Annotated in this window: 1 protein-coding gene; it reads right to left on the reverse strand. The window is 49.0% G+C overall.

Going from position 1 to position 2275, the window contains the following annotated elements; all coding sequences use genetic code 11:
• Window positions 1-119: 119 nt before the first annotated feature.
• Window positions 120-1511, reverse strand: a complete 1392-nt coding sequence (dnaA, locus tag K2I50_RS00845; RefSeq protein ID WP_301024360.1) for a chromosomal replication initiator protein DnaA — start codon at window positions 1509-1511, stop codon at window positions 120-122.
• Window positions 1512-2275: the final 764 nt, after the last annotated feature.

The raw sequence follows: 2275 nt of genomic DNA on the forward strand, positions 1-2275 counted from the left end.
GCTCCATCATCACAAGACAAAAATCACTCAGAGATATGCGACCCCAGCGTTAACAAATATTGGGGAACGGGGTCTAATACGGGGCGGAGATGAGCATCCTTCATGTATCTTTTCGCCGGTTATACGGGAACGGCGGTAAGCGAAGCCTCGATTTTCTCTATGTCGAGACGCAGGGCCGCCTCAAGCGACATGCGCTCCTCGATATTCTTCAGGGCATGCAGCACGGTGGCATGACTGCGCGACAGGCGTGTGCCGATTGCAGTGACGGGCATCTTGACATGGCGCTTGGCGAGATACATCACCATCTGGCGTGCGTCGGAAATCTCGCGCTTGCGGCTCTTGGTAAAGAGTTTTTCAGAATCGATGTTATAGTAATCGCATACTTTCTGTGTGACGATGTCGAAATTGACAGTCTTTTTCTGAATCTTTACGGCATTGTTGAGCACGGACTGTGCGAGGTCGATTGTAATTTCACGGTTGAGCACTGTGGCGTGGGCCAGGAGCGACACTACGATTCCTTCAAGCTCGCGTATGCTGTCGGTGACGTTGGCGGCAATGTATTCGAGCACTTCGGCGGGGATGTCGAGACCATCCTGCGATGCACGCTGGCGCAACACCTCGCGGCGAAGGTCGAAATCGGGGCTTTCAAGCTCGCACGTCATACCCCACTTGAAGCGCGAGAGCAGACGTTCGTGCATATCCTTCATCTCGGAGGGCGCACAGTCGCTCGACATGATTATCTGGCGCTGATTCTGGTGGAGATGGTTGAAGATATGGAAGAAAGCGCTCTGTGTGCCGGGCTTGTGCATGAGGTCCTGGATGTCGTCGATTATCAGCACGTCGATCGACTGGTAGAAAGCGATGAAGTCGTTGACACGGCTTGGCTTGGCCATGGCGGCGGCAGTATACTGGCTCTCGAAGAGGCGTGCCGACACGTAGAGTACACGCGCCTGAGGATTGCGCTCTTTGATGCGTATACCGATTGCCTGGATAAGGTGGGTCTTGCCGACACCGGTATGTCCGAATACGAAGAGGGGGTTGAATGTCTTGCACTTGGGATTGGTGGCTATCGCCTCTCCGATAGAGCGGGCAATCTTGTTGGATACGCTTCCGCAATAGTTCTCAAATGTATATTTGGGATTGAGCTGCGAATTAAATTCGGGAGCAGCCTGTGGCTGAAAAGGATTGGCGGGATGGCGCTGCACTGCGGCACTCGGGCGTTCCGACTGCTGTGTTACAGCCGCTTCGGGAGCTTCCTTTACAGGATGGTAGGAATAGAACAGTTTCACTCCGGCTCCATAGACACGCATCAGGGTCGGGGCAATGATACGCATGAAGCGCTCTTCGAGTTGCTCCACGAAGAATGCGGTAGGCACGCTTAGGGTGAGGTTGCCGCTCTCGAATCCGAGCGACGTCACCGGGCGAAACCAGGTGTCGAATTGTTGCTGCGAAAGATTGTCTGCAAAAATTTTCAGACACTCTTCCCATAATTGTATATGGGTCTTTTCCATCTTAATGGTCGGTTGTAATTCTTAGAGGAAGAGGCACAGTGAGTAGACACGTCTAACTGTCGTGCGTGGAGAGAGGAGCCACATCCGTGGATTGCGATAGCCATGAGATGACAAAAATTATGGCAGAACTGGATAAATCCCGAATGGCGACAAGCCAATCTCCAAATAAAACATGTAAATAAAAATAGCCTTGGGGGCGTCTTTTCTACAATGCAAATTTCCCCCGATTTTTTTACAAAAACAAACCGTCAAAAATTTGGAAATATCACAATAAATACAAGTAAGATGAATTTCAGGGATTTAACTTTTTTGACAAAGTTATCAACATTGCAATGATGATAACTTAAGTTAATATTGATTATCAAGACATTACAAAACAAAGTTATCAACATTAAATAATTATCCCGATGCGTGAAACTGCATAATATCGCAAAAACAGGCACATAAGACGTGGAACACATATCAACAAAAAGTTATCAACTATTTGGAATGATTATAAATAAGCGAATCGGTATTGCATATTTCGGGACAACTTTTATATATGGTGTTGCGGTAGTTGATGGTAGCCCATCGGGCATAGATGCGGCTAAAGTTAAGTCGAGACATTAGGCATATATTGGGATGGTCGAGTTATCAGACGGCAAACGGGATGGTCGAGTTATCAGCAATATATCGGGATAGTCGCCGGGCTACGCCAGGCACAAACGAGGTGAGGCTACGAGGACCTATGGCTGCGCACCGCTAACGCGGAGCTTACCATAGGC

Origin of the sequence: Muribaculum sp. (genome assembly GCF_029051885.1) — a bacterium.
GTDB lineage: Bacteria > Bacteroidota > Bacteroidia > Bacteroidales > Muribaculaceae > Muribaculum.